Below are 26,022 nucleotides of genomic sequence, written 5' to 3' on the forward strand. Positions count from 1 at the left end.
GGGTGGCAACGCACGGTACGGAGTCCGGCGCGGGTGGGCTGGGCTCGGCGTGAACGAAAGGGTGTCAAGTGGCGCGCTGTGAGGACCCTGAGCAGGGGCCGCTGACGGCGGCCGGATCCGGGGTGTTCGCCGCCGACGACGAGGTCGGCCGGGATCTGGCGCTGGTGGACTGGCGGGCGACCCCGCTCGGGCCGCCGGAGGAGTGGCCGCAGAGCCTTCAGACGGCGGTGAGCATCCTGCTGTCGTCCCGGTTCTCCATGTGGATGGCGTGGGGGCCGGAGCTGACCTTCTTCTGCAACGCCGCCTACCGCCGCGACACGCTGGGCCGGAAATACCCGTGGGCGCTGGGCCGGCCGGCCAGCGAGGTCTGGGCGGAGATCTGGGACGACATCGGCCCGCGGATCGACACCGTGCTGGCCACGGGTAAGGCGACCTGGGACGAGGCGCTCCTGCTGTTCCTCGAACGGGCCGGCTACCCGGAGGAGACCTACCACACGTTCTCCTACAGCCCCCTCCGGGACGACTCCGGCACCGTGGTCGGCATGTTGTGCGTCGTCAGCGAGGAGACCGAGCGGGTCATCGGCGAGCGGCGCATGGCGACCCTGCGGGATCTCGGCTCCGATCCCAGTGTGGTCCGCACCGAGCAGGAGATGCTCGCCTTCGCCTGCCGGCAGCTCGGCCGCAACCTGCGCGACCTTCCGTTCACGTTGACCTACCTGTACCAGGACGGCGGCGGCGCACGGCTGGCAGGGGTGACCGGAATCTCGGCCGGGCATCCTGCCGCACCTCTCACGCTGCCGGCCGACGACCGGGACGCGGTGTGGCCCGCGGCGGCGCTCGCTCGGGGAGAGTCGGTGGTCGTGCCGCTCGACCCTGTCCCTGACGACCGGGCCCCGTTCGCCGGTCTCCCGGCCGGAGACTGGCCGGAGCCGCCCACGCAGGCGCTGGTGGTGCCGCTGCTCCAGCAGGGCAGCGCGCCGTACGGGTTCCTGGTGGCCGCGCTCAACCGATACCGCGCGCTGGACGAGGCGTACCGCGGGTTCGTCGAGCTGGCCGCGGGGCACGTCGCGGCGGGCGTCGCGAGCGCCCGCAGCTACCAGGCCCAGCAGCGGCGGGCGGAGGAACTGGCCGAGCTCGACCGTGCGAAGACCGTCTTCTTCTCCAACATCAGTCACGAGTTCCGCACCCCGCTGACCCTGATCATGGGGCCGGTGGAGGAACTGCGCGGCCGCCTGCAGGGAGCCGACGCGCAGGTGCGGGAGGAGCTGGAGGTCATCCGCCGCAACGGGTTGCGGCTGGGCAAGCTGGTCAACACCCTGCTGGACTTCTCCCGCATCGAAGCCGGCCGCATGCAGGCCAGCTACGAGCCGGTCGATCTGGCCGAGGTCACCGCCGAGCTGGCCAGCCTCTTCCGCTCCGCCATCGACAAGGCGGGCCTGGCCTTCCGGGTCGACTGCCCTCCCATGGACGAGCCGGTCTACATCGACCGCGGCATGTGGGAGAAGGTGGTGCTCAACCTGCTCAGCAACGCGCTGAAGTTCACCTTCGAGGGCTCGATCGGCGTCACCGTGCGCGGGGAGGACGACCACGCGGTGGTGACCGTCACCGACACGGGCATCGGCGTCCCGGCCGACGAGGTGCCGCGGCTGTTCGAGCGGTTCCACCGGATCGAGAACGCGCGCTCGCGGTCGAACGAGGGAAGCGGCATCGGGCTGGCCCTCGTGCAGGAGCTGGTCGGCCTGCACGGCGGCACCATCACCGCCGACAGCACCGAGGGCGAGGGCACCCGCTTCACCATCCGCCTGCCGTACGGCTCCGCGCACCTGCCCGCCGAGGCGATCACGGCGGCCGGAACCGGCGCGGGCGCCACCGCCGCGGACCCGTACGTCGAAGAGGCGCTGCGCTGGCTGCCCGCGGACGACGGCGGCGAGCCCGCCGGGGACACGATGGGCATGTCGTCCCGCGAGGGCTCCGCCGCCCGGTCCGGCGGCTCGGCCGCGCCGGCGCGTGTGCTGGTCGCCGACGATAACGCCGACATGCGCGAGTATCTCGTGCGTCTCCTCAAGGGCGCCGGCTACCAGGTCAGCACCGTAGGCGACGGGATGGAGGCCCTGGACGCCGTCCGCGCGGACGCCCCCGACCTCGTGGTCAGCGACGTGATGATGCCGCGACTGGACGGCCTGTCCCTGGTCGCGGCGCTGCGGTCCGATCCGCGCACCGCCGCCGTGCCCGTGGTGCTGCTGTCGGCCCGGGCGGGCCAGGAGGCGTCCATCGAGGGCCTGCAGGCCGGAGCCGACGACTATCTGGTCAAGCCCTTCACCGCTGCGGAGTTGCTCGCGCGGGTGCGGGCGAACATGGACATGGCGCGGCTGCGCCAGCACCAGGCGCGCTGGCGCACCGCTTTGGTGGACTCGCTGCAGGAGGCGTTCTTCGTCTGCGACGAGCGGGGCGCCGTCGTCGAGATCAACAGCGCCTTCACCGACATCCTCGGCTACGGTCCCGAGAACCTGCCCTACACGCCGATCCACCCGTGGTGGCCGGACGCCGCCACCGATCCCGAGGCACACCGGCAGGTCGCCGACGCCTTCGGCGGCCTTCTCGGCCCGGGCCAGGGCAGCTACACCATCCCCGTCACGCATCGTGACGGGCACCGGATGTGGGTCAGCGTCACCTTCAACCACGCGCAGGATCCCGACACCGGGCGCCGGGTCGTCGTCGGCACCCTCCGCGACGTCACCGCCGAGCATTACGCCATCCAGCGCGAGAGCGCCCTCGCCTCGCTGAGCACCAGCCTGTCCCAGGCCGGGAGCCTCTCCGACGCGCTGACCGGCGCCCTGCGGGAACTGCAGAGCCTGTGGCGCGCCCGGTCCGTGCTGGCCGCCGTCTTCGACCAGGGCGACGAGCCGACCGTGACCGCCACCGGTGAGCCGGTGGACTGGCACGGGCTGCCCGAAGAACGCCGCCGTACGCTCACCGATCTGCTGCAGCGGCCTCTGCTCACCCCGGTCGCCGGCGACGACGGGGTCGGCATCATGCTGGAGCACCCCGAGGGCCAGCTTGCCCTGTGGGTCGACCTGGGCGGCCACCGGCCTTTCACCGGTGAGGACCAGGTGCTGCTGTCGCTGCTGGCCGGGCGGCTCGCCCAGGGACTGGTGCGCGCCCACCAGATCGACCAGCAGCGCGAGACCGCCATCGCGCTGCAGCGCGCCATCCTCGGCCCCGCCCAGCTGCCCGAAGGGTTCGCCGTACGCTACGAGCCCGCCACCCGGCCCCTGGAGGTCGGCGGCGACTGGTACGACACGGTCGCCCTGCCGGGGGGACGCATCGGCATCGTCGTCGGCGACTGCGTCGGGCGCGGGGTGGAGGCCGCCGCCGTCATGGGACAACTGCGCAGCGCGTGCCGCGCGCTGCTGCTGCAGGACGACAGCCCGGCCCGCGTGCTCATGGCCCTGGACCAGTTCGCCGCCGGCGTCCCCGGCGCCAAGTGCACCACCGTCTTCTGCGCCGTACTCGACCCGGAAACCGGGCGCCTGTCCTACTCCAGCGCCGGGCACCCGCCGGGGATCCTCGCCCACCCCGACGGCAGCACGGGCCTGCTCGACGGCGGACGTTCCGTTCCCCTGGCCGTACGCCCGGGCGCGACCCGCCCGGAGAGCGAGACCGTCATCCCGGCGCGCGCCACGCTCATGCTGTACACGGACGGCCTGGTCGAGCGCCGCCGCCGTCCGCTGTATTCGGGCATCGACCAGGCAAGCCAGGCCGTACAGGACGGCAGGAACGTGGCCGTCGACGACCTCGCGACCCAGGTGATGATCCGCCTGGCGCCCGCCGACGGCTACGACGACGACGTCGCTCTGCTGCTCTACCGGCACCCGGCCCCGCTGGAGATGACCTTCCCCGCCGAGTCGTCCCAGCTGGCCCCCGTCCGCAAGGCGCTGCGGGGCTGGCTCGGCCAGTGCGACCTGCCGACCCAGATCGTCCAGAACATCCTGGTCGCCGCCGGTGAGGCGTGCGCGAACGCCATCGAACACGGCCATCGCCACACCCCGGGCGACATCGTCCGCCTGCGGGCCGAGGCGTCGGTCGACAACCTGCGCCTCACCGTCGCCGACAGCGGCCGCTGGAAGTCCCCCGAGCCCGAGGCCAACGCCCACCGCGGGCGCGGGGTCGCGCTCATGCGCGCCATGATGCAGCAGGTCACCATCACCCCCGGCCCGTACGGCACCACCGTCGACATGCAGATGAGGATCGCCTGATGACCACGCCCCTGACCCTCACTCCTGGGGTTCGCCCGGACGGCGTCGCTCTCCTGACCGCGGCCGGTGAGATCGACATGAGCAACACCGACACCCTCGCGGCCGCTCTCGAGAGCACCCCGGGGCCCGTCGTCATCGACCTGACCTCCGTCGAATACCTCGACAGCGCGGGCCTGAGCGTCCTGTTCGCCCACGCCGACCGCATCACCCTCATCGCCAACCCGCTGCTGACCCCCGTCCTGACCATCTCCGGTCTCGCGGACCTCGCCACCGTCCACGAGGGCGGCCCCGACGTCCGTTAGGGCAGGCGTTTCGGCCTTCTTTGCGGTTCCATCGCCTCAAGTGAGATTTTGCTCTCGCTTGCGTTGATCTCTTTACACGAGTCATGTGATAGTTGACTATCAAGTGGCGACTCGACGGCTCGTGGTGAACGACGATCCGCTCTGGAGGCATCATGACCACTGTCGAACCCCGGACCTTCCCCTTCGGTCAGGTGGAGCGGCTGGAGGTGGACCCGCTCTTCTCCCGGTTGCGGCAGGAGGAACCGCTGTGCCGGGTCCGGCTGCCCTACGGTGAACCCGCCTGGCTCGCGACCCGATATGAGGACGTCAAGGTCGTGCTGGGCGACGCGCGGTTCAGCCGGGCCGCGGCGATCGGCCGCGACGAGCCGCGGATGCGGCCCCACCAGTCCCGCTCCGGGAGCATCCTCAGCTTCGACCCGCCCGAGCACAGCAGGCTGCGCAGGCTGGTGTCGAAGGCGTTCACCGTACGGCGGATCGAACTGCTGCGGCCACGGACGCAGGAGATCGCCGACGGTCTCGTCGGCGCGATGCTGGCCAAGGGCGCCCCGGCCGACCTCGTCGAGGACTTCGGGCTGCCGCTGCCGATCACGGTCATCTGCGAGTTGCTGGGGGTGCCCGTCGAGGACCGGGTCGACTTCCGCACCTGGTCGGACGCGCTGCTGTCCACCACGCGGTTCACCCCGGAGCAGGTGGTGCACTGCATGGGCCTGCTACGGGAGTACATGGCGGGGCTCATCGCCCAGCGCCGGCAGGCCCCGAAGGACGACCTGCTCAGCGCGCTCGTCGCGGCCCGCGACAACGAGGAGCGGCTGTCGGAGGAGGAGATGCTGTCGCTGGCCGAGGCGCTGCTGGTCGCCGGTCACGAGACCACGGCCACGCAGATCCCGAACTTCGTCTACGTGCTGCTCACCCACCCCGAGCAGCTCGCGGCGCTGCGCGCGGACCTCGACCTGATCCCCAGGGCGGTCGAGGAGCTGATGCGCTTCGTCCCGCTCGGGAGCGGCGCTTCCATCGCCCGCTACGCGCTGGAGGACGTCGAGTTGGGCGGCGTCACGGTGCGCGCCGGGGAGCCGGTGGTCGTGAGCCTGGTGTCGGCCAACCGCGACGAGTCGGTCTACACGAACCCCGACGACCTCGAATTCGACCGTCAGCAGGCCTCGCACGTGGGGTTCGGGCACGGGGCGCACCACTGCCTCGGCGCGCCGCTCGCCCGGATGGAGCTGCAGGTCGCCCTGCGTACACTGCTCACACGGCTGCCGGGACTCCGTCTCGCCGGCTCGCAGGACGACGTCGTGTGGAAGACGGGGTTGTCCACCCGGGGGCCCGAGCACATGCTTGTCACCTGGGACCAGCCCTGACGGGCGTCCGGAGCTAATCGATAGTCACCTATCACTTGGTTATCCTGTGGTGGTGACCACCGAGACCTCGCGGCGGCTGCGCGCCGACGCCGCACGCAACTCCAGCAGGATTCTGCGCGCGGCCCGGGAGGTCTGGGCGGAGCAGGGGCCCGACGCGCTGCTCGAAGACATCGCCCGCCGCGCCGGGGTCGGCATCGCGACGCTCTACCGTCACTTCCCCGACAAGGCGGGCCTGGTCAGGGCGGCCCTCGACCAGAGCTTCGCCGAGGACATCGCCCCCGCCATCGAACGGGCGCTCGGCGACGACGATCCCCGGCGCGGTCTGGCCACCGTGCTCGAGGCGGCGATGTCCACGGCGGCCCGTGAGCACAACACCCTGGCCGCCGCCCGGAACTCCGGCGCCGTCACCGCGGAGGCCAGCAGTCCGTTCATCGAGTCGCTGACCCTGCTGGCCCGGCGCGGGCAGCAGGCCGGGCTCATCCGCGCCGACCTCGTCCCCGACGACCTGCCCAGGATCATGGTCATGCTGATGGGCGTGCTGTGGACGATGGATCCCGGCAGCGACGGCTGGCGGCGCTACCTCGCGCTCGTCCTCGACGCCCTGTCACCTGACACGGCTTCCCCGCTGCCGGCCGCCGTGCCGCTCAGGTCACCGCGCAAACGGGGCGGGTGGCCCGTGTGACGCCTCGGGCGCGGGCGTAGGGTGCGTGAGCGACGGCCTGTGTCGGAACAGTGCTCGGAAGGACTCCGGGTACCCACAGGCCGTCGCCGGTCACGGACGGCCCCCGCCGGGGGCCGGTGGTTCAGGCCGCGGCGCGGGCGGCCTCGAACCGGGCGATGACGTCGTTCCAGTCGACCAGGCTCCACAACTTCTCGACGTAGTCCGGCCGGACGTTGCGGTACTGCAGGTAGTACGCGTGCTCCCAGGCGTCGAACACCAGCAGCGGTGTGGTGTTCATGCCGACGTTGCCGTGGTGGTCGTACACCTGCTCGACCACCAGGCGCCGGCCGAGCGGCTCCCATGCCAGCACACCCCACCCCGAGCCCTGCACCGTGCTCGTCGCCGTGGTGAGCTGCTTCTGGAATGCCTCGAACGAGCCGAAGTGCTCGTCGATGGCCTCGCCCAGCGCGCCGTCGGGCCGGTCACCGCCGTCCGGCGACAGGTTCTGCCAGAAGATCGAGTGCAGGACGTGGCCGGACAGGTTGAAGGCGAACGTCTTCTCCAGCCCGACCAGGCCACCGAACTCGCCCTTGTCCCTGGCCTCGGCGAGCCGTTCGAGGGTGTCGTTGGCGCCCTTCACGTACGCCGCGTGGTGCTTGGCATGGTGCAACTCCAGGATCTCGCCCGTGATCGCCGGCTCGAGTGCCGCGTAGTCGTAGGGCATGTCCGGCAGCGTGTACTGAGTCATCAGACGCTCCTTATTGCAAATAATTCGCAACTACGAGTTTGATGCAACCGATTGCGGCCGCGCAAGGGTGCCCGGCTCTTGTGGTCGGGGAGGCCGGCGGGCCGCCTACGTCAGCCGGAAGCTCCGCCGCGATCGGACGCGGACGCGGTGAGCCTGGCGAGGGCGGCGGCCGAGGGGGTGTCCGGCTCGGCCTGGTAGGCGATGACGACCTGGCCGTCCGCCCCGCCGACCGTCAGGCTGTGACGCCGCAGGACGAGCGGCCCGACGACGGGATGGCAGAACTCCTTCGTCTCGTCGCGCGTCGGGCGGACGTCGTGGCGTTCCCACAGGCGGCGGAAGTCGTCCGAGGCCGCCGACAGCTCCCCGACCAGCTCGCGGAGGGCCGGGTCGTCGAGGTCGGCGCCGGCCACGGCCCGCAGCGCGGCGACCGAGTCGGCCGCGACGGCGTCCCACGTGGGGAACAGCGCCCGCGCGCCGGGGTCGAGGAAGACGTCTCTGACGAGGTTGCGGCCGGGCCGATACATGGGCGCCAGGGCGATCGCCGTCGCGTTGGCGGCCAGCACGTCGAAGCGGCATCCCCGCAGGTAGGCGGGCGTGCCCACCCACGTGTCGAGGAGCCGCTGGGTGCCCGGGGCCGGTCGTTCCTCCGGCCGCTGGGGTGGCTCGCCGCTCCGTCTCGGCGCTTCACGGGCGAGGGCGTGCAGGTGGGCCGTGAGGTCGGCGTCGAGGCGCAGGGCGGCGGCGAGTGCGTCGAGCACCTGCTCGGAGGGGTTGCGGTCGCGACCCTGCTCGAGCCGGGTCAGGTAGGCGAGGCTGACGCCCGCGAGCGCGGCGAGCTCGTCGCGGCGCAGCCCGGCCACCCGGCGCCGCCCGATCTCGGGAAGCCCGGCGTCCTTCGGGCGTACGAGCGCGCGGCGGGCCTTGAGGAAGTCGCCGAGAGCGTTGTTGCCGGCCATGTCACCCGCCACTGTAGGCAGGGCCCGCCGGCGATGGTGACCCTGTCACGGTGATGGCTGTTCCGTCCCGCGTCGGGCAGGGTGATCGGTATGAGTACCGAACACACACGCACCTGGTTCGTCACCGGAGCATCCCGCGGCTTCGGGAACGTGTGGACGCGGGCGGCGCTGCGGCGCGGCGACCGGGTCGTCGCGACGGCCCGGGACGTTTCCACGCTGAAGCCGCTCGCCGACGAGTTCGGCGACGCCGTCCTCCCGCTGACGCTCGACGTGACCGACCGGGAGGCCGCCTTCACCGCGGTGGCCCGGGCGGCCGAACGCTTCGGCGGGATCGACGTCGCCGTCAACAACGCGGGGTACGGCCTGTTCGGCGCGGTGGAGGAGGTCACCGAGGCGCAGGCGAGAGCTCAGCTGGAGACCAACCTGCTCGGCGCGCTCTGGGTCACCCAGGCCGTGCTGCCCGGCATGCGGGAGCGCGGGCGGGGTCACATCCTCCAGGTGTCGAGCATCGGCGGCGTCGCCGCGTTCCCCATGCTGGGGCTCTACAACGCGTCGAAGTGGGGCCTTGAGGCGTTCAGCGAGTCGCTCGCCCAGGAGGTCGCCCCGCACGGGATCAAGGTGACCATCATCGAGCCCGGCCCGTACGGCACCGACTGGAGCGGATCGTCGGCCGTCCACGCCGAGCCGCTTCCCGCGTACGAGCACGTCCGGGAGGCCCGCCGGGCCGCCGCGGCGGGGAGGGTCCCGATCGATCCCGAGGTCACGGCCGAGGCGGTCCTCGCGCTGGTGGACGCGGAACGGCCCCCGCTGCGCCTGTTCCTGGGCGGCTACTGCCTGCCGATCGCGGAGCGGGTCTACACCGAACGCCTGGACACCTGGCGGGAGTGGCGCTCCCTCGCCGAGTCCGCCGACGGCTGACCCTCGGCGGCTCACCACGGTCCGCCGGCGCTGCTCGCGATCACCGCGTACGCCTCCGGGAGGACCGCCGCGAGGACGGCTGAGCCGACGGCTACCCGGCTCTGGCCGCTCCGGCGTGGAGTTCGGTGAACAACCGCTCCCAGGCCAGGCGTATCCCGTCCATGTCGTACCGCCTGACCGACGTCCTGGCCGCCTCGCCCAGCGCGTGCCGTAGAGACGGGTCGCCGATCAGCACTTTCATGGCGGCGGTGAGCGCGCCGACGTCTTCGGGGGGAACCAGCAGCCCGTCCCGGCCGTGCGTGACGATGTCCGCGGGCCCGTGGGGGCAGTCGAAGCTCACGACGGGCAGCCCGTGGGCCATCGCCTCGATGAGCACCATGCCGAAGCCCTCGTATCGCGAGCTGAGGACGAACATCGCCCCCTTGGCCAGCTCCTGTTCGAGGCTGGTCGTGCCGCCCATCAGGAAGGCGTGGTTGTAGAGATGCAGGCGGTGGATCAGGCGCCGTAGGCTGCCGTGCTCCCTGCCGTCGCCGTAGATGCGCAGCCGCCAGTCGGGGTGTTCCGCGACGACCTCGGCGAACGCCTTGATCAGCAGGTCGAACCCCTTCTGCCGGGTGAGCCGCCCCGCCGCCACGATGATCCTGCCGTCGAGCGCGGCGGGAGGCCGGTCGGCGGGCGTCAGGCCGTTGGGGATGGTCGCAAGGCGGGTCCGCGCGCCGTCGAGCAGCGCCGCGTACTCGCCCAGGTCGGCGTCGGTGAGACTGACCACGGCGTCCAGCCGCGGGTACCAGCGGGCGATCTCGGCGACGAGCTCGGGCTTGTGGGAGCGCAGATACATGTGTTCCTGGCCGACCCGTACGACGTTCTCCGGGGCGTAGCGGGCGGACAGCAGGTTGAGCGCGGGGCGGGTCGTGACCAGCACCCCGCCGTCGAGCGAGCGCAGAAATCTCACGATCTTCTGGTCGCTCAGCCGGTTGAAGGTGGCGTACCGCACCTCGGTGGGCGGAACGAGCAGGCTCGGCCGGCGCCGGAGCCAGTGGCGGGCGGGATGCCGCCAGCGCGGGCCGCGAAGGTCCGCCAGGGTGCGCATGCGGACCCGGGGATCGACGGGGAACCTGGGCCGGTCCCTGGTCTGGAAGACGCTGATCAGCTCCACGTCGTGATCGGTGGCGGCCATGACGTTGACCTGGTTGATCACGGTGCGGATGGTGCCGCCGACCCCGTAGGCGTTCATGATGAGGTAACGGAGCTTCATGCGTGGACCGGCCTGGAGATCAGCGACAGGTTCTGCATCACGGTGTAGTACGGCTTGACGCTGACGGCGCCCGTCGGCGCCTCGCCCGTCTGTGCCGGGAAGGTCATGACCTTCTTCTTGTCGGAGATGTCGTCCAGGTGGCGTCCCAGCCGAAGCGGCTCCGGATCGCCGGGCAGCGTGAGATGGAGATCCCAGACCTGGCGGCCGTCGATTCGGCGGGATGCCACGGCCGAGACGACCAGTTCGACGGGGAAGGCCGCCTCGAACCGGTCGCCGTCCACCGTCGCCGGGCAGCTCAGCACGAGACCGGGCCGGTCCCGGTTGGTGAGGGTGAGGATCGCGGTCGTCCCCGGGGGCGGAGCGGGGGCCGCGCCGACGATGCGGCCCATCACCAGGACTCTTCCGTCTCGCGGCCAGACCTGCTCCACCTCGGCGTGCCTTGATGTCATCGGCCCTGCTTCCTGTGCGTTCCGCTTTCGCGGGGTAGCCTCGACCTACTAGCTCGATAGTAACTACTATTCTGATAGTAGTTCGTGCTCAGGGAGGCTGGATTGACCGACACGGGACATGGCGACAGACGCCCCGCGGGCATGCTGGAAGACGAGGTGCTCGCGGTGTTGTGGTCGAAGACGGCGCCCGTGAGCCCGGCCGAGGTGCAGGCCGAGCTCGGCGGCTCCCTGGCGTACACCACGATCATGACCACGCTCGCGCGTCTGGAGCGCAAGGGCCTGGCCAGCCGGCGGCGCTCGGGCCGGGGGTTCGTCTACGCCCCCGCGGTGGACGAGGCGTCGCACACCGCGGAGGCCATGAACGAACTGCTCGCCCGCAGAAGCGACAGGGCGGCGGTGCTCGCCCAGTTCGTGTCACGGCTCAGCGCGGACGACGAGCAGATCCTGCAGAAGCTGCTCCGGGAGATGGACGACTGACATGCACACCATCGTCTACCTGCCGTTCGTCGTGTCGGCGCTGCTGGGTCTCGCGATTCCGCGGTGCGGGCGCCGGCTCGCGCCGGCCACCGCCACCCGGCTCCTGGTCGCGGCCGGCGTGGCGTGCGCCGCCAGTTCGGTCCTCGCACTCGTCTTCCTGGCCAGCACCTACCTCGGTCAGGTGCCGCTCGTCGCTTCCTTCGGCGACTGGTCCGCCGGCCTGTTCGAAGCGCTCGATCCGGTGCCGCGGCCCGCCGCGCAGCTCGCGTTGCTGGCGCTCGCGGTCGTGGGGGCTCTGGCGGTCAGGACCGCGGCGCGGCAGGCCCTCGCGCTGCGGCGCGCGTCGCGGACCTGCCGCCGCGCGCCCGCCGCCTCCGGCGGCCTGGTGGTCGTCGACGACCCGGTTCCGCACGCGTACGCCGTGCCCGGGGGCTTCGGCGATCCCGGCCGTGTCGTGGTGACGACCGGGATCCTGCGTGCCCTCGGCGCGGAGGAGCGAAGGGTCCTGCTCGCCCACGAGCGCGCTCATCTGCGCCACCGCCATCACCTCTACCGGACGGTGGCCGCCGTGGCCGCCGCACTGAACCCGCTGCTGGCGTCCCTGCCACGGGCGGTGGAGTACACCACCGAGCGCTGGGCCGACGAGCGGGCGGCCGAGGAGGTGGGCGATCGGAAGGTCGCGGCCCGCGCCATCGTCAAGGCGGCGCTGGCCGGTGGGGAGCGTCAGCGGCGGGCGGGCCTCGCCGCCCTCGCCTTCGGCCATGGCGACGTGCTCCCCCGGATCAACCATCTGCTGACCGCGCCGCCGCGCCGCCGACCTTTGACGGCGGCCGCACTGATCGTGGCCGTGGCCGCCTGTCTCGTCGCGACCAACGAGTCCCGCGCCGACACGGAGTCCTTGTTCGAAAAGGCGGAGACTTCTCCGCCGGTCGTGCACGTGGTCGCCGGCGGGCACCACGCGGGCGCGGCGGGGGTGCCGGTCCTGCGTGGCGCGCCGCTTCGGACGGGATGCCCGGCCGGACGTCCGTGCGTTTCACTGATCAAGGGAGTTCCGTGATCCTCAGGCGCCTTCGCCTGCCCGTCCTGCTCGTCGTCGCCACCGGTCTGCTGGGAGCCGCCGCGAGGACCGCCACGGTGACGGACGTGGACCTGAACGCCGACCTGGCGGTGGAGGCGCTGCGCACGCCCGACCTGACCCGGGTCGCCGGCATCCTCGACGTCGTCTTCGGGCCGGTCGCCGGTGTCCTGATCGTCGCGCTTCTCGCGGCCACGCTCGCCCTCACGGGACGGGTGCGCGCGGCCGTTATGGCGACCCTGGTGGTCGCGGCCGGCTGGACCACCAGCGCGATCTTCAAGCAGATCATCGCCCGGCCCCGGCCACCGCTCGCGGACCAGCTTCTGCTGGAGACCGGCCACGACAGCTTTCCCAGCGGGCATGTCGCGCTCACGCTGTCCCTGGCGGTCGCCGCCGCCTTCCTCGCCGTCCGTACGCGCTGGTTCGCCCTCGTGGTGTGCGCCGGAGGCGTTCTGGTCGTGGCGCAGGCGTTCGCCCGCATGTACCTCGGGGTCCATTACCCCACCGACGTGGTCGGCTCCCTGCTGTCGGCCACCGCGGGCACCACGGCCGTCATCGCTCTGCGGAGGCCTGTCGGCAGCGTTGCCGACCGCCTTCCCTTCCTCTCCGGACGGGGCGCTCGCGACCACCGGTGAATGCCGCCGCGATCTTCGTCCTTCCGTACGGGCAGCTCTGGCTGCGAAGGTACGCGACTTTTACCGAAAGCGGAAGCAGTAATTTCGCGCTGTCGGCCGCTTTTGTCGGTTCAGAGGGAAAGTCGGACTGATCGTTGACAAAGTTCTGAGGTGGAGCTCACACTTCCCTGAGTCATCGCGTTGGGCTGGGATGGGGCTCGTGGGTCGGCGTCGCAGCGCGATGGGCTTCTGTCCGACCGACAAGAGGAGTGACATGCCATCCTCTCGACCACGTCCCAGGCCGCGATCTCGTTCCGCCCTGGCCTCCGCCGTGCTCACGGTGCCGGCCCTGTTGCTCGGCGCGCCGGGTGTGGCCCTCGCCGCGGAGTCCGGAGCGGCGCCCGTCCTCGACACGGCCACGCTGTCGCCGGTCGCCGAGGTGCTGAACTACAACGGCGCGACCACCACCGCGTACACGCCGTCGAGCACGACCGGGACCAACGGCTGGTTCACCGGCGGCGAGGTGACGTTGCGTCTGTCCGCGACGGACGACGACACCGTCGCGTCCTTCCGGGTGACGGTCGGGTCGGACCCCGCCGTGGAGGTGCCGGCCGTACGGAACGGCGCGCGCGGCACGGCCGACTACGTCATCAAGGGCGACCGCAACAGCACCGTCCGCTACAGCGCCGTCGACGCGGCCGGCAACGTGTCGGCCGCCAAGACGGTCACGGTGAGGATCGACACCAAGCCGCCGGTCGCCGCCTGGCCCGGCGTCGCGAACGGCAAGGTGCCCCACAGCGCGCTCGCCTCCTCCATCACGCCGACGCGTACCGACCCCACCCCGGGCTCGGGCGGCGCCGCGGTGCGGGACATGTGGATCGACGGCACGTGGACCTACCCCCTGCCGCTGGACCCGGCCACTCTGTCCGTCGGCGGGCACACGTGGGCGGTCAACCTCGGCGACTCCGCCGGCAACGGGGCCAAATACACCCTGACCTTCCAGATCACCACCTCGGTCGCGGACCTGCGTGCCCTGGTCCAGCGCTACGTCGCTGCGGGCAAGGTCTCCTCGCCGAACGGCGACCGCCTGCTGGCCCTGCTCGCCGAGGCGGACGGCGGCGACGCCCAAGCCGCGCTGACGCGCTTCGGCCGGCTCGCCGGCGAGGTCGTGCCCGAGGGCCACATGCGCGACTCCCTCGTGAAGGACGCCGCCTACCTGGTGGAGGAGCTCCGGGGAGTCAAGCACCCCGACATCGCCACCGGCGTCACGGTGAGCGAGGGACAGGGCATGGCCCGGTATCCGTTCCGGGTCCCGGCCGAGCCGGTGCGCAACGCGAAGCCGAAGTTCAAGATCCTTCTCTTCGGGCCGAAGCCCGGCGCCTTCCGGCACGAGCACATCCCGCTGACCATGTCCGTGATCCAGGACATGGGCCGGGCCAACAACTTCGACGTCGACGTGTACGACTACCTGAGCCCCGACGTGTCGGTCCCGAACCCCTTCGAGAGCATCGAGCGCCTGTCGCAGTACGACGCGATCGTGGGCGTCTCCAGCGTCGGCAACGACACGTTCTCCACGGCGCGTCCCTCGGGGGCCGACCCGAACGTCAAGGTGAACGAGCAGGCCGTCCTCAAGCAGTACATCAACAACGGCGGCGGCTTCGTCGCCCTGCACGGCGCCACCGACTCCATGCACCAGTGGGACTGGTACAAGGGCCTGGCCGGCGGCGAGTTCGACAACCACGGGTCCAACGGCGGCGGCATCCAGAACACCTGCGGAGCCTGCAACATCGGTGAGCTGGTGACCGAGGACGGCACCAACCCGGCCACCCGGCAGTTCCCGGAGAAGTTGAAGATCGTCGACGAGCTGTACAACTGGACCTTCCTGCCGCGCGAGAAGGTGCACGTCCTGCAGACGCTGAACGAGTCGACCTACGTCGGCAGCATCGGGGCCGGCGCCGGCCGGATCGAGGGCGCCGACCACCCGATCTCGTGGTGTCAGAACTACGACGGCGGGCGCTCGTTCACCCAGGCGCTCCTGCACAACTGGGAGAACACCCTCGACCCGCTGTTCCAGCAGAACATCCTGGAGGGCGTCAAGTGGGCGGCCGGTCAGACCGAGGCGAACTGCGTCACCCATGACGAGCTGCGCAAGCTCGTCGCCGCCGGTGCGGCGGACGGGTCCGTCGGCGCCGACCTGGCCTCCGGGCTGAGCCAGGCGCTCGGCGCGTCGTACGACGCGTACCTCGTCAAGGACTACGCCGGCGCCCTCGCGCAGGCGAAGACCTTCCGCCATCTGGTCGACGCCAACCTCCACGGGCCGGGCCAGGCCACGCTCCGCACGCGAGCCGACGAGCTGGTCTCGTGGATGAAGGTGCTCGACGACAAGGGCGCGACGCTGCGGTTCACGTCCCAGCCGAAGTCGAGGGCCGTCGGCGCCGGCGAGGACGCGGTGTTCTCCGCTCCCGCGGAGGGCCGGAACGTCGCCTACCAGTGGCAGGTGAAGTCGCCGGGCTCGGCGGAGTGGACCGACGTGGCCGGGCAGACGTCCTTCGCGATCGTCGTCACGGCGACGCCCGAGCTCTCCGGCTCCGAGTATCGGGTCCGCGTGTCCGACCCGACCGGCGAGCTGTTGTCCCGCTCGGCGTCCCTCAAGGTCAGCGGCCGCTGACCAGGACCGGTCGCGGTGGCCCGGGCGTGATCGGCGCCCGGGCCGCCGCGACGGCGGTTCCGCCGGCCCGAGTCGGCCACGGAAGGCCGTCCCGAGCCGCCGAGTGAGCCCGGGCGGGGTGCCGCCCGCCGACCGGACAGGAGTGGATCGATGCGTCACGCCCTCGCAGCCGCACTCGCCCTGACGTCGCTCGTGTGCTGCGGCGCGTGCGGTGCGACGTCCGCCGCGCTCGGCTCCCGGCCGGACGGCTCACCGCAGGCGGCGGTGTCATCGGAGATGCCGTCGCTCCCGGCCCCTGCGTCGGGCCTCGCGTCGGGCTCGGCGTCGGGCCCTGCGTCGGGCTCGGCCGGGACGGTGTCGTCGCCGGTCGACTGCCGCACCGGGCCGCGCGCGCCCGCCGGCGAGGCCGGTCCGTGGACGCATCCGGCCCAGTCCTTCTACGGCCCGTCCGACAAGGACAGGCCGACGAGGGCCAGCCTGGAACACCTGCTGGTCAGTGACAACGCCGTAGTGATCGAGTACTCGCCGCGCCTGCCGGAGGCGTCGATCCAGGCGCTTCGCGAGTGGACGTATCTGCAGACCGCGACGGTGGCCGTGCCGGGCGGACGCGAACCGGCCCTGCGTGCCGCGACTGCCTCGACAGAGCTCACGTGTGACGGCGTGGACACGATCCGGCTCTCGGCGCTGGCCGGGACGAGAACCTTCGGCCGGGTGACCGAACACGGCGACACCGACGAAAAGTGATCCCCGTGTCTTCCGCGGGCCGCGGAGTTCGGCCGAGTTGTCAATGAAAGTTTCATTACCGGGCGGTGCCCGGATCCGGCCGGGCTTCCTCACAAATCCTTCTCCGATGAGCGGTCGCGGCGAAATTCCGGCCGGTGCCGGGGTTCGTAAGGATGACGGATCGGGCGTCCCCCGGTGAGAAACTTGGGAGATGGAGACTTCGGTGCCAGGGCGAGCCGAAACGCGGCTCCAGGCCAAAATACTTACGCGATTGCGTGACGGTGGTCCGCAATCTCGCATTCAGCTGTCGGAACACTTCGAAGTGTCACGTACGACGATCGGGGCGGAACTCGGCCGGCTCAAGGCGCTTGAACTCGTCGAGGAAATCGGCCCGGCCGCGTCTCGCGGAGGCCGCCGGTCGACCGTCATCGATCTCGCCGGCCGGGTTCGGTTCGTCGGCATCGCCGTCGGCGCTACCTCGGTCTCCACGGCGGTCACCGACGGCAGGCTGCGGGTTCTCGCGTTCGAACGCACGGAATGCGACCTACGCCAGGGCCCCGAGCCCGTGATCGAACTCGCCATGGAACAGAGCCGCCGGCTGCTCCTGAAATTGGGAGTGGACAAGCCGATGGGAGTCGGCGTCGGTGTGCCCGGCCCGGTGGACTTCTCCCGCGGTATCCCGGTGTCGCCACCGATCATGCCGGGGTGGGACGGTTATCCGGTCCGCGATGTCCTCGGCGGGCAGTTCGATTGTCCGGTCGTACTGGACAACGATGTCAATGTAATGGCCCTGGGCGAACAACACGCGGGTGCGGCGAGCACGGTCGAGAACTTCCTGTTCGTCAAGGTCGGCACGGGCATCGGCTGCGGAATCGTCGCCAAGGGCGAGCTCTATCGCGGCATGGACGGGTGTGCGGGGGATATCGGGCACATACCGGTCGCCGACTCCGGCGAGATCTGCGCCTGTGGCAACACGGGCTGCCTGGAGGCGACCTTCGGCGGCGAGGCGCTGGCTCGCGACGCGCTCGCCGTGGCCCGCTCGGGGCGCTCGCCCCTGCTCGGGGAACTCCTCGAACGCGACGGCACGCTGACCGCCGCGCAGGTGGGCGAGGCGGTCGCCGCCGGTGACGCGGCGTCCGTCCAGATGGTGCGCGACGGCGGACGACGCGTGGGGGAGGTGCTGGCGGGCCTGGTGTCGTTCTTCAACCCGAGCCTCATCGTGCTGGGCGGTGGGCTCACGCTGCTGGGCCACGTCCTGCTCGCCGAGATCCGCGGCGCGATCTACCGCCGCTCGCTGCCTCTCGCCACCAGGAATCTGCCGATCATGATGAGCGACCTCGGCCCGCAGTCCGGCGTCATCGGCGCCGCCAGGCTCGTGAGCGAGGAGGTCTACGACTTCCCCGGGTGATCGGCGCTCGCATCCGGACGGCTCACCGGCGTGGACATCCGGCCGCACGGGATTGCATGATCATGCATTCCCGTGTATATATTCTACTCGTGTCCAAGGTGCTCACTTCTCTGCCTGTCGGCGAGCGTGTCGGGATCGCCTTCTCCGGCGGCCTCGACACTTCGGTAGCGGTCGCGTGGATGCGGGAGAAGGGTGCAGTGCCGTGCACCTACACCGCCGAAATCGGCCAGTACGACGAACCTGACATCGCCTCGGTGCCGGGGCGTGCCACCGCGTACGGCGCGGAGATCTCCCGGCTGGTCGACTGCCGGGCGGCCCTGGTCGAGGAGGGGCTCGCGGCCCTGGCCTGCGGGGCGTTCCACATCAGGTCCGGCGGCCGCACGTACTTCAACACCACCCCGCTCGGGCGGGCCGTCACCGGCACCCTGCTGGTGCGCGCGATGCTCGAGGACGGCGTGCAGATCTGGGGAGACGGCTCCACCTTCAAGGGCAACGACATCGAGCGGTTCTACCGCTACGGCCTGCTCGCCAACCCCTCGCTGCGGATCTACAAGCCGTGGCTGGACGCCGACTTCGTCAACGAGCTCGGCGGGCGCAAGGAGATGTCCGAGTGGCTGCTCGCCCACGGGCTGCCCTACCGCGACAGTGTGGAGAAGGCCTACTCCACCGACGCGAACATCTGGGGCGCGACGCACGAGGCCAAGTCGCTCGAGCACCTCGACACGGGCATCGAGATCGTCGATCCCATCATGGGCGTGCGCTTCTGGGACCCGGCCGTCGAGATCGTCACCGAGGACGTCACGATCGGCTTCGAGCAGGGACGCCCGGTGTCGATCAACGGCAAGGAGTTCCCCTCCGCAGTCGATCTGGTGCTGGAGGCCAACGCCATCGGCGGCCGCCACGGCCTGGGCATGTCCGACCAGATCGAGAACCGGATCATCGAGGCCAAGAGCCGGGGCATCTACGAGGCGCCGGGCATGGCGCTGCTGCACGCGGCCTACGAGCGGCTGGTCAACGCGATCCACAACGAGGACACCCTCGCCAGCTACCACATCGAGGGGCGGCGGCTCGGCAGGCTGCTCTACGAGGGCCGCTGGCTGGACCCGCAGGCGCTGATGCTGCGCGAGTCGCTGCAGCGCTGGGTCGGCATGGCGGTGACCGGACAGGTGACCCTGCGGTTGCGGCGTGGCGAGGACTACTCCGTGCTGGACACGTCCGGACCGGCGTTCAGCTACCACCCGGACAAGCTCTCCATGGAGCGCACCGAGGACTCCGCCTTCGGCCCCGTGGACCGTATCGGGCAGCTGACGATGCGCAACCTCGACATCGCCGACTCTCGCGCCAAGCTGGAGCAGTACGCCAGGCTCGGCATGGTCGGCAGCCAGCAGCCGGCGTTGATCGGCGCCGCCCAGGCGGCCTCGACCGGGCTGATCGGCGCGATGCCCGAGGGTGGGGCAGAGGCGATCGCCTCTCGCGGCGAGGCCTCCACCGAGGAGGAGCTCCTCGACCAGGCCGCCATGGAGCTCGGCACCGACTGACGGCCACGACCGGGGCGCCCGCTGTTGCCGAGCGTCCCGGCACGTGCGACACGGGCGAGGGCGCGAGCCGCGGGCCGGGCGCGCGAACCGGCGGTCGCGACCACGGCCCTGCCCACCGCTCTGATCGAGGCCGATCATGAAGAGCGGCTATCGGCGGCGACCTCGGTAGGTCGGACGTGGGCGCGGGGAGTCAGGAGCTCGGTGATCCGGATGAACCCGTCGGCGCCGTGGCCCTGCTCGATGACGCGGCGGGCCCAGCCTTCGGCCGCGCGCATCACGCTCGCGTCGATGCCGTGGGTCTCGGAGGTGTGGACGATGTGGGCCATGGACGAGGCCGCCGAGGTGATCGGGTTGCCCTCGCCCGAGAACCCGCCGCCGTCCACCTCCTCCGCCGCCGCCTCGAAGATGGGCGGCAGGATCGCGCCGATGCCCTTGGCGAACGGCGCCAGTTCCCGCGCGGTCACCCCCTCGGCCCGCGCCACCGCCAGCGCGTGCGCGTAGCCCGCCATCGCGGTCCAGAAGACGTCGAGCAACGCGATGTCGTAGGCCGCGGCCCGGCCGGAGTCCTCCCCGAGATGGGTGTGCGTGCCGCCGAGGGCGTCCAGCACCGGCCGGTGCCGCCGGTAGAGCTCCTCCGGGCCGCTGTGCAGGAACACCGCGGCCGGGGTGCCGATGGTCGTGGTCGGCGTCATGATCGCGCCGTCGAGATATCCGATGCCGTGCTCTGCCGCCCAGGCCGCGGTGCTCCGGGCGCGGTCGGGCGTGTCGGCGGTCAGGTTCACGAGCGTGCGTCCCCGGAGCGCGGCGGCGACCGCGTCGCGCCGCACGACGGCGTCCGCCGCGTCGTAGTTCACCACGCAGATCACGGTCAGCTCGCTCGCGGCGACCGCCGCCTCCGGCGTGGGGGCGACGTACGCGCCGCGCTCGGCCAACTGGCGGTCTCTGCCCGGCGTCCGGTTCCAGACCGTGGTCCGGACGCCGGCGTCCAGGAAGGCCCCGGCCAGGGCCCGGCCCATCGGCCCCAGGCCGAGCACCGTGACGGCAGACTGGTGGACGTGCCGGCTCATATCTCAACTCCTGCGTGCATGACAGCGATGGCGCTGAACGGGATGGAAAAGTGACGCGCAGCCGCGCCAGAGACCTGAACGTCTGCGGGGTCACCGCCGCGATCGCCGTGATCGACGGCAAGTGGAAGACGATCCTGCTCTGGCTCCTGGAATCCGCTCCGCGTCGTCCCGGCGAGCTGGTCCGGCGGCTGCCGGGCCTCACCGAGAAGGTGCTGACTCAGACGCTCCGGGAGATGGAGGCCGACGGGCTGGTGCACCGTGAGGTGCACGACGGCCGTCCGCTGAAGACCGTGTACTCACTGACCGATTTCGGCCGTGAGCTCTCCGAGGCGCTGGCGCCGCTGTCCGACTGGGGACATCGCCGCCTGGAGAAGCTGGCCCGGGAGACGCCGACGGGAGAGGCGCAGGCAGGGTCCCTGCCGGTCTCCTGACACACCGCCGTCACCCCCGTTCCCGCCTGGAATCCGGCGCCCTTCCGGCCGCCCGGAACCAAGCTTCACGCCGCTCCGGCCCGGCGGACAAGTACCCACAAAAAGGTGGGTAGCCGCGAAGCCTGCCGACGGCTTCTTCGCACGGTTTATTTGCACAGTGCATACGTTCCCTTTGCTCGGGTAGCGCGGCCTTGTTTCGCGAGATCGACCGCCGGAGGGGGAGGCGCGGTGGCACTGCGGATCGAGGACTACGGGCTGCTCGGCGACCTGCACACGGCCGCGCTGGTGGGGCGCGACGGGTCTATCGACTGGTTGTGTCTGCCCAGGTTCGACGCCCCCGCGTGTTTTGCCGCCCTGCTGGGCGACGAGCGGGCGGGGTTCTGGCGCCTGGCCCCCGCGGCCGGAGGGCTCTGCACGCGCCGCCGCTATCGCGGCGACTCCCTCGTCCTGGAGACGGAGTGGGAGACCCCCGAGGAATCCGTACGTGTGATCGACGCGATGCCGCCACGCGGCGAGGCGGCCGACGTGGTGCGGGTGGTGGAAGGCGTCAGCGGACGGGTGCCGATGCGGATGGCGCTGCGACTGCGGTTCGACTACGGGCACATCGTGCCCTGGGTGCGGCACCAGGACGGACGGCTCGCGGCGGTCGCCGGGCCGGACGCCGCCTGGCTGAAGACACCGGTGCCGCTCCGCAGCGAGGACATGACCACCTACGCTGAATTCGAGGTGGTCGCCGGGCAGCGGGTGCCGTTCGTGCTGACCTACCGGCCCTCGCACGAGCGCATGCCCCGTCCGGTGGACGCGGAGAAGGCCCTCGCCGACACGGAGGCGTTCTGGACGTCGTGGATGCGCGGCTTCCGGTATGAGGGCCGATGGGAGGAGGCCGTGCGCCGATCGCTGGTCGTACTGAAGGCGCTGACCTACGCGCCGACCGGCGGCATCGTGGCCGCGGTCACCACCTCGCTGCCGGAACAACCGGGCGGGCCGCGCAACTGGGACTACCGGTTCTGCTGGCCGCGTGACGCGACGTTCACGTTGCAGGCGCTGCTGGGCACCGGTTTCGTCGCCGAGGCCAAAGCCTGGCGGGAGTGGCTGCTGCGGGCCGCGGCCGGGGACCCGGCCGACCTGCAGATCATGTACGGCATCGACGGCACGCGCCGCCTGCCGGAATACACACTCGACTGGCTGGCCGGCTACGAGGGCTCGGCTCCGGTGCGGGTGGGCAACGCGGCGTCGGGGCAGTTCCAGCTCGACGTGTGGGGCGAGGTCCTCGACGGGCTCCACCTGGCCAGGACGGCCGGCATCCACGCCGACGAGCCGGCCTGGGACCTGCAACGGGCGTTGCTGGACTTCCTGGAGGGCCACTGGGACGACCCGGACAACGGGCTGTGGGAGGTGCGCGGCGACCGCCGCCACTTCGTGCATTCCAAGGTCATGGCGTGGGCGGGCCTGGACCGGGCCGTGCAGGCCGTCGAACGCTTCGGCCTGGACGGGCCCGTGGACCGGTGGCGCGCCACCCGCGACAAGATCCACGCGGAGGTGTGCGACCGCGGCTACGACCCCGAGCGGGGCACGTTCACCCAGTTCTACGGCTCGAAGGGGCTGGACGCCGCCCTGCTGCTGATCCCCCGGGTGGGGTTCCTGCCGTGGGACGACCCCCGGGTGGCCGGCACCGTCGAGGCGGTGCGATGTGAGCTGTGCTCCGACGGGTTCCTGCTGCGTTACCGGCCACAGGCCGACGGCAACGTGGACGGCCTTCCCGGCACCGAGGGGGCCTTCATCACCTGCACGTTCTGGCTCGCCGACGCCCTGTACGGCATCGGCCGCCACCGCGAGGCGTACGAGCTGTTCGAACGGCTGCTGAGCCTGCGCAACGACCTCGGCCTGTTGAGCGAGGAGTACGACCCCGTCACGGGGCGGCAACTCGGCAACACCCCGCAGGCGTTCAGCCACGTCGGGCTGGTGAACGCCGCCCGTCACCTGTCCGGCACCCGGCCGGCCGAGCACGTCGCGCACGGCCACGAGCACGTTGGAGGTGAGCGCTGATGCGCGCTCTCACCGTCATTCCGCTGCGGAAGGACTCCCTGGCCGTCACCGAGGTCCCCGATCCCCAGCCGGGCGAGGGGACCTGCTAATCGACGCTCTCGCCGTCGGCGTCTGCGGCACCGACAAGGAGATCGCTGCCGGGGAGTACGGCTGGGCCCCGCCCGGACGCGACCGCCTGGTCATCGGCCACGAATCGCTGGGCAGGGTGCGGCAGGCGCCTTCCGGCAGCGGCTTCGCCCCCGGTGACCTGGTCGTCGGGGTGGTCCGGCGGCCCGACCCGGTGCCGTGCGGCGCCTGCGCGCACGGCCAGTTCGACATGTGCCGCAACGGCCGCTACACCGAGCGCGGCATCAAGGAACTGGACGGATACGCCGGCCAGAGCTGGGTGGTCGAGCCCGATTACGCCGTCAGGCTGGACCCCGGACTGGCCGACGTCGGGATGCTCCTCGAACCCACCAGCGTCGTCGCCAAGGCCTGGGACGAGGTCGAGAAGGTCGGCGCCCGGGCCTGGTTCGCGCCGAAGACCGCGCTGGTCACCGGTGCCGGGCCGATCGGACTGCTCGCCGCGTTGCTCGGGGTGCAGCGCGGGCTGGAGGTGCACGTCCTCGACCGGGTCACCGACGGCCCCAAACCGGCTCTCGTGCGGGACCTCGGCGCGGTCTACCACGCCGAGGACGCCGGCGAGGTCGCCGCGAAGGTGCGCCCCGACGTGGTCATCGAGGCGACCGGCGCCGGACCGGTCATCTTCGCCGTGGCCGCCAACACCGCGCCGTACGGCATCGTCTGCCTCACCGGCGTCTCCTCGGCCGGGCGCCGGATCACGCTCGACGCGGGCAGCCTGAATCGCGAGATCGTGCTGGAGAACGACGTGCTCATCGGCTCGGTCAACGCCAACCTCGGCCACTACGCCGCCGCGGCCGACGCCCTGGCCAAGGCCGATCTCGCCTGGCTGAACCGGCTGATCACCCGCAGGGTGCCGCTGGAGTCGTTCCGCGACGCCTTCACCGCCGGGCCGGAGGACGTCAAGGTCGTCGTCGAGCTGTGACGCTTCTCATAGCAAGAAGATCAGCATGGCGGTGAGGCCGAGGGTCACCGCCACGAAGCCGCCCGTCCTGGGCTGCCGGGCGGCCTCCCGGCGGGAGGAGATCACCAGAACGGCGCCCACGGCGAGCGCCGCCAGGAGGTGCAGGCCGTACCAGACGGGGATCGGCACCCTGGCCAGGAAGGTCCCGGACAGCAGGTCGTCGGCTGACCCGTAGCCGGCGAGTGCGGCGGCCGCGGCCAGGGCCAGCACCGGGAGCGCGTACCGGAACCGGCCGAGCAGGGCCCAGACGACGGCCCGAGCATCTCACCCATCGCCTGCCTCGTCCGATCCATCGGCACATGTTCAGCACATGCGCCCGCTTCAGGGCGGTGGAAACAGGTGGACCGCCTTGTCGGGTGTTTCGCGGATCGTGAACGGAACCGGGCTGAGAGCGTCGAGGCGCTCGGCGAACTCGGCCGCGAGTCCGGTCAGGACCAGCATCCCCGCCGGGGTCTCCGATACGCGCTGCTGCGCCGTGATCAGAGCGGTGATGCCGGTGCTGTCCCAGTGGGTCACCGCCGAGAGGTCGATCACCAGCCCCGGCGCCGGTGTGCCCGAGACGAGCTCGCCGACCGTCGCGATGATCTGCGGGGCCGCCTGCTCGTCGAGGGCGCCGTCCAGCTCCAGAACGGTGTGCGATTCGAGACGGCGCAGCCGTGGAGTGGCGGACCGGCGCGACGCGGGCCCGGGGAGGGTGAAATGGGCCGTGGCGACGGTGCCGTCGGGACCGGAGTCGATCGTGAACCGGTCGGACAGGTAGCGTGCGAGCCACAGCCCGTGCCCGTGCCTGACCGGCCATCCGGCGGCGTCGTGCCGGGACGAGCCGGGGTCGGCGACCTCGCACCGCAGCACGCCGTCGAACTGCCAGATCCTCGCCTGTCCGGTTCCCGAGCCGTGGAAGATCGCGTTGGTGGCGAGTTCGTGGACGGTGAGCACCAGGTCCACGGCCCGGCCGTGGGGAAGCCCGGCGTGGACGGCGTGTGCTTCCAGCGTCTCCCGCAGGGCGTAGAGCGAGCCGCGGTCGAACGGCTGGTCGAGGATCAGCACCGGCGTCGCGGCGGTCCGCCTCCCGCTGCCGGAGCCCGGGGCGACGTGCGTGGCATCGTTGGTTCCGTCATCACTCATGCGCGGTCACCAGGCTGATCCCGGGGATGCCCTGAGCGCCGAGCAGCACGAATCGCGGCGCGATGGCGGGGTTGCATCGCAGGACGACCGTACGGGCCGGCGCCAGGCTCCGCGCCACGTCGATGATCGTCCGGGTGCAGGAGAGGTCGATGAAGGACAGCTCGGCCATATTGATCGTGAGCGGGCCGTCCGTCCTGATCGCCTCGGTCAGCGCCAGGGCCAGGGCGTCCTCGGCCGCCCGGTCGATCTGTCCCGCCATCCGGATGCCGGGCGGCGCGTACTGGCGGCAGATCCGCAGCAACGGGTCGTCGTAGTAGGTGGCCGCGGCGACCGCCCGCGTGTGGAACGGGGAGACCGACGCGAGGGTGACCGGGTCGAAGCGTTCCCGGTCGTACTGGCACAACACCGACACGCTGCTGTCCGACAGGATCGTCGCGATCTTCTCCTCGAAGGCGGGCAGTTGCTCCACACCGTGGACCGGCCGCAGCGCCCAGCCCATGTCGAGGGCCACCCGCAGTCCCGCGTAGCCCTCGTGCGAGGTCAGCTCCATCTGGGAGCTCAGCCACCCCATCGCGTGATCCACGTTGAAGGCCTGCCCGGACAGCAGGCCCTCCTGAGATGCGACGACGTCCATCCGGCCGCTCGCGGTGGCGGACTGCACGGCGATCCCGCGGCGGCTCAGCTCGGCCAGCGCTCCCTGCGGCTCCTCGCACAGCCAGACGACGCGCAGCCCTCCCGCCAGCCCGTCCCGTACGTACGCGGCGGTGAGGTCGAGCAGCTCTTCCGGCTCGCCGAAGGTCAGGCACGCGTGATCGTTGATCGCCAGATCCGTGATCTGCACTTCAGCACTGACGGTCACCACG

General features: G+C 71.4%; 23 protein-coding genes. 15 read left to right on the plus strand and 8 right to left on the minus strand.

Annotation, left to right across the window (positions count from 1 at the left end; all coding sequences use genetic code 11):
• The first annotated feature begins 68 nt into the window (after positions 1-68).
• The 4 genes from Msi02_RS37635 to Msi02_RS37650 all read left to right on the plus strand — a co-directional run bounded on the left by Msi02_RS37635 (position 69) and on the right by Msi02_RS37650 (position 6,598).
• A complete protein-coding gene (locus Msi02_RS37635) occupies positions 69-4,256 on the plus strand; it encodes a SpoIIE family protein phosphatase (RefSeq protein WP_204052549.1) in 4,188 nt (1,395 codons plus the stop codon).
• Complete coding sequence (locus Msi02_RS37640) at positions 4,256-4,558, plus strand: STAS domain-containing protein (protein WP_204052550.1); 303 nt, start codon at positions 4,256-4,258, stop codon at positions 4,556-4,558. Before Msi02_RS37635 ends, Msi02_RS37640 begins: the two co-directional genes overlap by 1 nt.
• A gap of 152 nt (positions 4,559-4,710) precedes the next feature.
• Positions 4,711-5,916, plus strand: coding sequence for a cytochrome P450 (locus Msi02_RS37645; protein WP_204052551.1), 1,206 nt, complete (start codon positions 4,711-4,713; stop codon positions 5,914-5,916).
• 52 nt (positions 5,917-5,968) lie between these two features.
• Positions 5,969-6,598: a TetR/AcrR family transcriptional regulator gene (locus Msi02_RS37650; RefSeq protein ID WP_239109121.1), complete on the plus strand. Its 630-nt coding sequence runs from the start codon at positions 5,969-5,971 to the stop codon at positions 6,596-6,598.
• A gap of 121 nt (positions 6,599-6,719) precedes the next feature.
• Here Msi02_RS37650 and Msi02_RS37655 read toward each other — a convergent pair whose 3' ends face one another.
• Together Msi02_RS37655 and Msi02_RS37660 are read right to left on the minus strand one after the other, a co-directional pair.
• Positions 6,720-7,325 carry a superoxide dismutase gene (locus Msi02_RS37655; RefSeq protein WP_204052553.1) on the minus strand — a complete coding sequence of 202 codons (606 nt, stop codon included), beginning with the start codon at positions 7,323-7,325 and terminating at the stop codon, positions 6,720-6,722.
• Between the two features lie 110 nt (positions 7,326-7,435).
• The gene (locus Msi02_RS37660) at positions 7,436-8,281 is read right to left on the minus strand and encodes a helix-turn-helix domain-containing protein (RefSeq protein ID WP_204052554.1); all 846 of its coding nucleotides are present in this window, start codon (positions 8,279-8,281) and stop codon (positions 7,436-7,438) included.
• Between the two features lie 90 nt (positions 8,282-8,371).
• On the opposite strand from Msi02_RS37660, the gene Msi02_RS37665 reads away from it, so the two are divergent.
• Complete coding sequence (locus tag Msi02_RS37665) at positions 8,372-9,199, plus strand: SDR family NAD(P)-dependent oxidoreductase (protein WP_204052555.1); 828 nt, start codon at positions 8,372-8,374, stop codon at positions 9,197-9,199.
• A 91-nt stretch (positions 9,200-9,290) separates the two neighbouring features.
• On the opposite strand, the gene Msi02_RS37670 is transcribed toward Msi02_RS37665, so the two are convergent.
• Both Msi02_RS37670 and Msi02_RS37675 read right to left on the minus strand, forming a co-directional pair.
• Positions 9,291-10,454, minus strand: a complete 1,164-nt coding sequence (locus tag Msi02_RS37670; RefSeq protein WP_204052556.1) for a glycosyltransferase family 4 protein — start codon at positions 10,452-10,454, stop codon at positions 9,291-9,293.
• Entirely contained in the window at positions 10,451-10,903 is a 453-nt protein-coding gene (locus tag Msi02_RS37675) for a hypothetical protein (protein WP_204052557.1), read from the minus strand. The genes Msi02_RS37670 and Msi02_RS37675 overlap by 4 nt, the downstream gene beginning before the upstream one ends.
• 102 nt (positions 10,904-11,005) lie before the next feature.
• On the opposite strand from Msi02_RS37675, the gene Msi02_RS37680 reads away from it, so the two are divergent.
• The 7 genes from Msi02_RS37680 (at position 11,006) to argG (ending at position 19,406) form a co-directional block, all read left to right on the plus strand.
• Positions 11,006-11,380, plus strand: a complete 375-nt coding sequence (locus Msi02_RS37680; protein ID WP_239109122.1) for a BlaI/MecI/CopY family transcriptional regulator — start codon at positions 11,006-11,008, stop codon at positions 11,378-11,380.
• Between the two features lies 1 nt (position 11,381).
• Entirely contained in the window at positions 11,382-12,437 is a 1,056-nt protein-coding gene (locus tag Msi02_RS37685; RefSeq protein ID WP_204052558.1) for a M56 family metallopeptidase, read from the plus strand.
• On the plus strand, positions 12,434-13,090 hold the full coding sequence (locus Msi02_RS37690; protein WP_204052559.1) for a phosphatase PAP2 family protein: 657 nt from the start codon (positions 12,434-12,436) through the stop codon (positions 13,088-13,090). Before Msi02_RS37685 ends, Msi02_RS37690 begins: the two co-directional genes overlap by 4 nt.
• A gap of 253 nt (positions 13,091-13,343) precedes the next feature.
• The gene (locus tag Msi02_RS37695; RefSeq protein WP_204052560.1) at positions 13,344-15,737 is read left to right on the plus strand and encodes a ThuA domain-containing protein; all 2,394 of its coding nucleotides are present in this window, start codon (positions 13,344-13,346) and stop codon (positions 15,735-15,737) included.
• 150 nt (positions 15,738-15,887) lie between these two features.
• A complete protein-coding gene (locus Msi02_RS37700) occupies positions 15,888-16,481 on the plus strand; it encodes a hypothetical protein (RefSeq protein ID WP_204052561.1) in 594 nt (197 codons plus the stop codon).
• A gap of 301 nt (positions 16,482-16,782) precedes the next feature.
• A complete protein-coding gene (locus Msi02_RS37705) occupies positions 16,783-17,868 on the plus strand; it encodes an ROK family protein (RefSeq protein ID WP_239109124.1) in 1,086 nt (361 codons plus the stop codon).
• Positions 17,869-17,957: 89 nt separating this feature from the next.
• Positions 17,958-19,406 carry an argininosuccinate synthase gene (gene argG / locus Msi02_RS37710; RefSeq protein WP_079317425.1) on the plus strand — a complete coding sequence of 483 codons (1,449 nt, stop codon included), beginning with the start codon at positions 17,958-17,960 and terminating at the stop codon, positions 19,404-19,406.
• A 134-nt stretch (positions 19,407-19,540) separates the two neighbouring features.
• On the opposite strand, the gene Msi02_RS37715 is transcribed toward argG, so the two are convergent.
• Positions 19,541-20,473, minus strand: a complete 933-nt coding sequence (locus tag Msi02_RS37715) for an NAD(P)-dependent oxidoreductase (protein ID WP_204052563.1) — start codon at positions 20,471-20,473, stop codon at positions 19,541-19,543.
• Between the two features lie 50 nt (positions 20,474-20,523).
• Here Msi02_RS37715 and Msi02_RS37720 point away from each other — a divergent pair, with 50 nt between their 5' ends.
• From Msi02_RS37720 to Msi02_RS37730, 3 genes are all read left to right on the plus strand, one after another.
• Positions 20,524-20,904, plus strand: coding sequence for a winged helix-turn-helix transcriptional regulator (locus Msi02_RS37720; protein ID WP_204052564.1), 381 nt, complete (start codon positions 20,524-20,526; stop codon positions 20,902-20,904).
• Between the two features lie 228 nt (positions 20,905-21,132).
• A complete protein-coding gene (locus tag Msi02_RS37725; RefSeq protein ID WP_204052565.1) occupies positions 21,133-22,950 on the plus strand; it encodes a glycoside hydrolase family 15 protein in 1,818 nt (605 codons plus the stop codon).
• Between the two features lie 130 nt (positions 22,951-23,080).
• Positions 23,081-23,995 (plus strand): glucose 1-dehydrogenase, encoded by a 915-nt coding sequence (locus Msi02_RS37730; RefSeq protein WP_308441851.1) that lies wholly within the window; start codon positions 23,081-23,083, stop codon positions 23,993-23,995.
• A gap of 6 nt (positions 23,996-24,001) precedes the next feature.
• Here the strand turns inward: Msi02_RS37730 and Msi02_RS37735 are convergent, their stop codons facing one another.
• The 3 genes from Msi02_RS37735 to Msi02_RS37745 all read right to left on the minus strand — a co-directional run bounded on the left by Msi02_RS37735 (position 24,002) and on the right by Msi02_RS37745 (position 26,018).
• On the minus strand, positions 24,002-24,244 hold the full coding sequence (locus tag Msi02_RS37735) for a hypothetical protein (RefSeq protein ID WP_204052566.1): 243 nt from the start codon (positions 24,242-24,244) through the stop codon (positions 24,002-24,004).
• 111 nt (positions 24,245-24,355) lie between these two features.
• Entirely contained in the window at positions 24,356-25,159 is an 804-nt protein-coding gene (locus tag Msi02_RS37740) for an ATP-binding protein (protein WP_204052567.1), read from the minus strand.
• Positions 25,152-26,018, minus strand: coding sequence for an MEDS domain-containing protein (locus Msi02_RS37745; RefSeq protein WP_204052568.1), 867 nt, complete (start codon positions 26,016-26,018; stop codon positions 25,152-25,154). Before Msi02_RS37745 ends, Msi02_RS37740 begins: the two co-directional genes overlap by 8 nt.
• Positions 26,019-26,022: the final 4 nt, after the last annotated feature.

Origin of the sequence: Microbispora siamensis (assembly GCF_016863095.1) — a bacterium.
Classification (GTDB): Bacteria; Actinomycetota; Actinomycetes; order Streptosporangiales; family Streptosporangiaceae; genus Microbispora; species Microbispora siamensis.

Excerpts from the sequence above, each read along its gene's own strand:
- Msi02_RS37665 (WP_204052555.1), top strand. The coding sequence starts at position 8,372 with ATGAGTACCGAACACACACGCACCTGGTTCGTCACCGGAGCATCCCGC.
- Msi02_RS37670 (WP_204052556.1), bottom strand. The coding sequence starts at position 10,454 with ATGAAGCTCCGTTACCTCATCATGAACGCCTACGGGGTCGGCGGCACC.
- Msi02_RS37700 (WP_204052561.1), top strand. The coding sequence starts at position 15,888 with ATGCGTCACGCCCTCGCAGCCGCACTCGCCCTGACGTCGCTCGTGTGC.
- Msi02_RS37660 (WP_204052554.1), bottom strand. The coding sequence starts at position 8,281 with ATGGCCGGCAACAACGCTCTCGGCGACTTCCTCAAGGCCCGCCGCGCG.
- Msi02_RS37640 (WP_204052550.1), top strand. The coding sequence starts at position 4,256 with ATGACCACGCCCCTGACCCTCACTCCTGGGGTTCGCCCGGACGGCGTC.
- Msi02_RS37695 (WP_204052560.1), top strand. The coding sequence starts at position 13,344 with ATGCCATCCTCTCGACCACGTCCCAGGCCGCGATCTCGTTCCGCCCTG.
- Msi02_RS37740 (WP_204052567.1), bottom strand. The coding sequence starts at position 25,159 with ATGAGTGATGACGGAACCAACGATGCCACGCACGTCGCCCCGGGCTCC.
- Msi02_RS37685 (WP_204052558.1), top strand. The coding sequence starts at position 11,382 with ATGCACACCATCGTCTACCTGCCGTTCGTCGTGTCGGCGCTGCTGGGT.
- Msi02_RS37715 (WP_204052563.1), bottom strand. The coding sequence starts at position 20,473 with ATGAGCCGGCACGTCCACCAGTCTGCCGTCACGGTGCTCGGCCTGGGG.
- Msi02_RS37675 (WP_204052557.1), bottom strand. The coding sequence starts at position 10,903 with ATGACATCAAGGCACGCCGAGGTGGAGCAGGTCTGGCCGCGAGACGGA.
- Msi02_RS37645 (WP_204052551.1), top strand. The coding sequence starts at position 4,711 with ATGACCACTGTCGAACCCCGGACCTTCCCCTTCGGTCAGGTGGAGCGG.
- Msi02_RS37655 (WP_204052553.1), bottom strand. The coding sequence starts at position 7,325 with ATGACTCAGTACACGCTGCCGGACATGCCCTACGACTACGCGGCACTC.